The 6,617-nt window shown below is 35.9% G+C and carries 6 protein-coding genes; 3 read left to right on the forward strand and 3 right to left on the reverse strand.

Annotated features, from left to right (window positions below):
* Positions 1 to 102: 102 nt before the first annotated feature.
* Together QV06_RS00375 and QV06_RS00380 are read left to right on the forward strand one after the other, a co-directional pair.
* Complete coding sequence (locus QV06_RS00375) at positions 103 to 1,458, forward strand: MFS transporter (protein WP_065236432.1); 1,356 nt, start codon at positions 103 to 105, stop codon at positions 1,456 to 1,458.
* 3 nt (positions 1,459 to 1,461) lie between these two features.
* On the forward strand, positions 1,462 to 2,289 hold the full coding sequence (locus tag QV06_RS00380; RefSeq protein WP_065236433.1) for a phospholipase: 828 nt from the start codon (positions 1,462 to 1,464) through the stop codon (positions 2,287 to 2,289).
* A 50-nt stretch (positions 2,290 to 2,339) separates the two neighbouring features.
* Here the strand turns inward: QV06_RS00380 and aroA are convergent, their stop codons facing one another.
* Genes aroA through serC form a run of 3 tightly spaced genes read right to left on the reverse strand, consistent with a single transcriptional unit; the run spans position 2,340 to position 5,875 of the window.
* Positions 2,340 to 3,641 carry a 3-phosphoshikimate 1-carboxyvinyltransferase gene (gene aroA, locus QV06_RS00385; RefSeq protein ID WP_065236434.1) on the reverse strand — a complete coding sequence of 434 codons (1,302 nt, stop codon included), beginning with the start codon at positions 3,639 to 3,641 and terminating at the stop codon, positions 2,340 to 2,342.
* Between the two features lie 27 nt (positions 3,642 to 3,668).
* A complete protein-coding gene (hisC, locus tag QV06_RS00390) occupies positions 3,669 to 4,766 on the reverse strand; it encodes a histidinol-phosphate transaminase (RefSeq protein WP_065236435.1) in 1,098 nt (365 codons plus the stop codon).
* Between the two features lie 17 nt (positions 4,767 to 4,783).
* Positions 4,784 to 5,875, reverse strand: a complete 1,092-nt coding sequence (gene serC / locus QV06_RS00395) for a 3-phosphoserine/phosphohydroxythreonine transaminase (protein WP_065236436.1) — start codon at positions 5,873 to 5,875, stop codon at positions 4,784 to 4,786.
* Between the two features lie 204 nt (positions 5,876 to 6,079).
* On the opposite strand from serC, the gene QV06_RS00400 reads away from it, so the two are divergent.
* The gene (locus tag QV06_RS00400; RefSeq protein ID WP_065236437.1) at positions 6,080 to 6,421 is read left to right on the forward strand and encodes a DUF496 family protein; all 342 of its coding nucleotides are present in this window, start codon (positions 6,080 to 6,082) and stop codon (positions 6,419 to 6,421) included.
* Positions 6,422 to 6,617 lie beyond the last annotated feature (196 nt).

The raw sequence follows: 6,617 nt of genomic DNA on the forward strand, positions 1-6,617 counted from the left end.
AGAGTATGCCTAAGGCATACTCTAACCCCCCCCCCTACAAAACGCTTACCTTGATTGTTGTTAGTAATCGTTTTGGTGACTTCAAATAGTAGAGGCAACAAAATGAAAACATTTCTTAATAAATATGGTTTAACCCCACTCATCTTTTTTCAAATTATTCTTATTACAGTTAATGCACAATTAATTTATGCATTTTGGGATATTCGTAATAGTGTTCCAGGCGGCTTCCCCGCTGCTTTAGGAGTAACAGATGCTCAAGCTGGTCAATTATATTCAATGCAAGGTTTAGTTATTATAGTAGGAACAATTGCGTTAGGATGGGTAGGTGATCGTTTTTCTATTCGTAATATTATGCTGATTTCTACAATTGGTGTTGGCTCAATTTCATTGTTTCTCACTTTAAATTCTCCAGGATTAAGTATGCCTGTCCTGTTGGCTTGTTTCTTTTCGATGCTGTTTTTTAGTGAAGTATTATTTAAGCCTGCAAATTTTAAAGCACTGAGGGTTTCAACTACTGCTGAACATCAAGGTGCAGTATTTGGTTTCTTTGAATTTGGACGAGGATTGTTAGCATTTTTAGTATCTTTATTATGGACTGTTATGTTAGCAATGAAACTTTCTGCACATACGATGATGGCAACGAGTTGTATCTTGATTATTGTAACGGGGCTAGTAGTTTACTTTGCCGTTCCTAAGGATCAAAAAGTAGGTGATAATGATACGAGCGTATCTTCAACACTTGAAGCAATTAAAGGTGTTGGACATGTAGCTAAATTGCCTATTGTTTGGTTAGTTGGAATTAATGTATTTTGTATTTATGGCTCTTTTATTGCGGCAGGTACATATTTTGCACGTTATTTACAGGCTGGATATGGCACAACAGCAGTTGTCGCAGCTGTATTTGCTACTACAGTAATAGCATTAAGGATGTTGCCATTAGTTTCTACAATTTTAGTTGAAAAAGTCTTTAAATCTACTATGCATTTTATGAGGACATTTGAAGTTTTATTAGCGATAGTTTTAAGTATTATTGCTCTTATCTTCTTCAGTAATCACCCAGAAGTCCAATCTTATGCACCTGATTCCCCACCGTCAGATCTAATTTCTTCTTCTATGTTTTGGGTGTTAGTAGTTTTAATGTTGTTATGTTCAGCCATTATTTTTATGATTCGAGGTGTTTATTATGCACCGATTGGAGAGTTTAATGTGCCTAAAAAACACTCTTCATCAGCAATGTCATTTGCGATTACTGTAGGTTATTTTCCAGCATTAATTGCACCTGCTGTATTAGGTAGTTTAGTGACTTCGCCAGAGAAAGATAGTGCAGGAAATATTACGATGCAGTTTTTAACAGATACACATATCCTTGCTTTTGCATTTATAGGTTTGGCGGTTTTAGCTCTTATTGCTGCTTTAATGTCGCATACAATGATAAAACTAAAACAAAAGAATGGATAAAATATGCAAACATTTTCATTATCAGATTGGTTGGCTGAATGCCAACCAGAAACACAGATAAATAGATTATTTATTCCTGGTACACATGATACTATGACCGCTTCATGTCAGCAACGTTACTATAAAACGCAGACATTAACATTATTAGAACAACTGCAATGTGGAGTAAGATTTCTAGATTTGCGGTTACGTAAAGAGATGGTGGCAGCGCATCGAGAATGGGTGAGTGAGATTAGTGCAGAGATGATTTTTGATACATTGTTAGCGTTTTTATATCAACATCCATCAGAGTTTATTTTTGTACGTATTCAAAATGCAAATGAAGCTAAAGATGATTTTATGCAATACCAAATGGCGCTACACGATAAATTAAGTCGTTATCAATCTTCGTTTTATCATTGGCAAACGGAAGAACAAGAGTTTGTATTTCCGAGTATTACGCAAGTAGCAGGGAAGTTAGTCGCTTTTGAGTGTTCACCTCCACAATTCAAATCACATTGGTATCAACAGCGACAATGGGCATTACCATGGCACGAAAATAAATGGATTACATTACAAGATAATTGGGATGGTCCTATGTTGAATGATAAATTTGGGCAAATTAAACAGAATGTCATTCAGTCTAGGGAGATCAAAGAAAAGTTATATCTTAATCACATTAGTGCGACTAATGGTGAGCTAGGTTATCCAGATGCGTATGCGAAAATATTAAATATACGAACGATGGGCTTATGGCAAGAGTTACAACAATACCCAATCGCTGGCGTACAAATTTATGATTTTATTACGCCAGAAATAGCAGAAGCAGTGATTAGATGTAACTCTCGTTAAGGTAAACAAGGCATTTTAGTCGATCAATAAAATGCCTTGTTAGTTAAGATTTAATTTACTGCAATATGTGTAAATTCATCAAAAAATGTTGGAAATGTTTTCGCAGTACATTCAGGATCGAGAATAGTTACTGGTGTATCAGAAAGTGCGATTAATGCGAAACACATTGCCATACGGTGATCATTATAAGTTGCAATTTCAGCATGTTTGAACTGATCTAGTGCTAATGGTTGTACTCGTAAAAAATCTTCTCCCTCTTCAACTTCAGCACCTACTTTGCGTAATTCTGTTGCCATTGCAGTTAAGCGATCGGTTTCTTTAACACGCCAGTTATAAATATTACGAATAACAGTTTCACCTTGAGCAAATAGGGCAGTAGTAGCAATCGTCATTGCAGCATCAGGAATATGGTTCATATCCATATCAATGCCATGCAATTCCCCCCTTTCTACCTCAACAAACTCTTCACTCCAGTGCACTTTAGCTCCCATTTTTTCTAATACATCAACGAAATGTTTATCACCTTGGATACTCTGTTTACCAATACCATTAACTTTTACTTTCCCTTTAATTGCAGCAGCAGCAAGGAAATAAGAAGCAGAAGAAGCATCCCCTTCAACCATAAACTGACCTGGAGAACGATATTGTTGACTGCTAGGTACATAAAATATTTGGTAATTGTGGTGTGACACTTTTACCCCAAAGATTTCCATCATTTTTAAGGTAATATCAATATAAGGTTTTGAAACTAAATCACCAACAATATGAATTTCACTATCTTGTTCAGCTAATGGCGCTGCCATGAGTAGTGCAGTTAAAAATTGTGAAGAAATCGAACCACTAATTTCAACTTTGCCACCGCGTAATCCTGTATTACGAATGGCCAATGGTGGATATCCTTCTTGTTCTAAGTAATCAATTTCTGCACCCATTTGATATAGCGCATCAACCAAATGTTTGATTGGACGTTCTTTCATCCGTGGTTCACCAGTTAAAACAATCTCACTTGTTTCTTGAGCAGGTGAAGATAAACAAAGTGCTGCGGTAAGAGGACGCATTGCAGTACCTGCATTACCGAGAAATAAACTTAATCCATTTTGCCATTGGAATGCCCCACCATTCCCCTCGATAACACAAACAGTTTTATCTTCTGATAATTGGTAATGAATACCTAAGGAACGTAAAGCATTTAACATATGACGTACATCATCACTATCTAATAGGTTAGTAATAGTGGTGGTGCCTTGTGCAAGTGCTGCAAGTAATAAAGCCCGATTCGATAAACTTTTTGAACCAGGTAAAGTGATTTCTCCTTCGATACGAGTAATAGGATTAAGTGTAATAGAATTCATAAACTGCAAACATCCTCTGGTCAGCGATTAATTGGCTAAAACTTCAGTCAAAGCGTTGATAAAGGCTTGGTTTTCTTCAGGTAAACCAATACTAATACGTAAATGATTTGGCATACCATATCCAGCGATTGGGCGTACAATCACTCCTTTATGCAGTAATGCATTGTAGATAGGTTGTGCGGGTTGTTTTAAATCAACAGTAATAAAGTTACCTTTTGATGGAATATATTCAAGTCCTTGTTGCTCAAAGAATTGAACAAGTTGTTGCATTCCCTGACGATTATTTTCCGCCACTTTATATAGAAAATCGTCATCATTAATCACAGCAGTAGCAGCAGCTAATGCCAAACTATTACAGTTAAATGGTTGGCGTACACGATTAAAGAGATCTGCAATTTCAGGATCAGAAACAGCATAACCAATACGTAAACCAGCTAAACCATAAGCTTTTGATAATGTGCGACAAACCACTAAATTAGCAAATTTCTTTTGTAGCTCAAATGAAGGAACACGTTCATTTTCATCAGTAAATTCAGTATAAGCTTCATCTAATACCACAATAATGTGTGATGGTACTTTTGCTAAAAAGGCTTCAATTTCTGCCGTGGTAAGGAAAGTACCAGTTGGGTTATTTGGATTAGCAATATAAATTAATTTTGTTTTGCCTGTAATATTGGCAAGAAATGCATCTAAATCATGCCCCCAGTTTTTTGCAGGAATCACAACTGCTTTTGCGTTAATTGCTTGAGTAACGAGCGGATAAACAATAAAGGCATATTGTGAAAAAATGATTTCATCATCTTCACTTGCGAACGTGTGCGCAATTAACTCTAGTAAATCATTTGAGCCATTCCCAAGGGTAATTTGTGCAGGATCAAGCTGAAACTTTTTGGCAACGGCTTGCTTGAAATAGAAACCATTGGAGTCGGGATAACGTGTTAATTGATTTAATTCATTTAAGATAGCTTGTTTTGCACTATCAGATAGACCAAAAGGATTTTCATTGGAAGCCAATTTAACAATATTATGAATACCTAATTCTCGCTCTAATTCTTCTGTTGGTTTACCTGCTTGATAAGGCGACAATTTTTTTACGCCTTGATTAACAACTTCTAAAAATTTCATAATAATTCCTGTAAAAATTAATCTTCTTTATTTTCTTGAGCAAATTTATCCATAAACTCAATTAATGCTTCAACACCAGCAATTGGCATTGCGTTATAAATGGAAGCTCGCATTCCACCTAGTACTTTATGTCCTTTTAAGGCACGTAATCCCACTGCATTGGCTTCGCTGATAAATTTTGTATTTAATTCATCGTTGCCAGTGGTAAAAGTGACATTCATTAATGAGCGGTTTGCTTCCGCAACGTTATTACGATAAAACGTGCTTTGATCGATATATTGATACAATAATTCAGCTTTTGCGCGATTTTTGAGTTCAACTGTTTCAATACCACCATTCGCGAGTAAATGTTCAAATACTAAAGAACAGAGGTACCAAGCAAAGGTTGGTGGTGTATTAAACATAGAATCATAATCACGTAAAATTTGATAATTCCAAACTGATGGTGTACTCCGGCGAGCCTTACCGATTAAATCATCACGGATAATGATCAAAGTAATTCCTGATGGCCCCATATTTTTTTGCGCACCAGCATAAATCATCCCAAATTTACTGATATCAATTGGACGAGATAGGATATTTGATGACATATCGGCAATGAGTACAGTATCGCCTACATCGGGTACTTCAAAAATTTCAATCCCACTAATAGTTTCATTCGGACAATAATGTACATAATCATATTGAGCAGCAATATCACTGAAATCAAGATCTCTGACGCCAGTTTTTCCATCTTGCTCTGTTAAAATATTAATTTCATCAATATTACCAAATAATCGAGCTTCTTTTGCCGCTGCGCCAGACCAATGTCCACTGGTTAAATAAAGTGCTTTACCATTTTCAGATAATAAATTCATTGGAATGGCAGCAAATTGTCCGCGAGCGCCGCCTTGAGCGAAAAGAATTTGATAATTATCTGGTACGTTAAATAATTTACGCAGATCTTCAATAGAACGTTTTGCTAACGCCATAAAGTTAGCACCACGATGGCTTACTTCCATTACAGAGGTACCTAAAGATTCCCAATCAAGTAATTCTGCTTGTGCACGTTGTAACACTTCCTTTGGCATCATTGCTGGGCCAGCACTGAAATTAAAGACTTCTGTCATATTTACCTTCTTTATTTTATTCGTCAAAATTTATCTAGTTTTAACACTAGCGAAATGAATTATCAACGGCTTTCTGAGTTGTTTCTTAATTATTATGAGGACATCAGAGATCTTAATGAAAAAGGGCGATATCTTTTTGACGATACTAAAAAAAACCGTTACAGTAAGCGCCAGAATTTCATTTATTACTAGAGAGCGTTTATTATGGAAAATGTAAATAAAAAATGTTTTGAAGATGTTTTGGAGTATGTGCGTATGTATCGTCAAAAGAATAAACTTTTGCGTGATATTGCCGATAATGATCGTAAAATCCGCGATAACCAAAAACGTGTGTTATTGTTAGATAACTTAAATCAATATATTACTGATGATATGACTGTGGCAGATATCCGCGCGATTATTGCGAATATGCGTGAGGATTATGAAGCGCGTGTTGATGATTATATGATTCGTAACGCAGAAGCATCTAAACAGCGTAAAGAAATTAGCAAAGCTATGAAAGAGCAGTCTAAATTACATGCTGAAATGCTCAAAAAAGAGAAATAAACAGATAAATAGTAAAAAATAAAAGGGTCCGCAAAAGCGACCCTTTTTGATTTTGATTGTACAAATCGTAGTCGGGTAGCAAAGATATATTACTATATTTTCGCCCCCTAAGAACTGTACAAGCGAATTTCTCCGCATACAGCTCAAGCCTTTCTATTAACTATTAGCTAGTCGGCTTTAGGTATAGTAGACAAAA

It is taken from the genome of Gallibacterium genomosp. 3 (assembly GCF_001678475.1).
In the GTDB taxonomy this organism is placed as follows: Bacteria; Pseudomonadota; Gammaproteobacteria; order Enterobacterales; family Pasteurellaceae; genus Gallibacterium; species Gallibacterium faecale.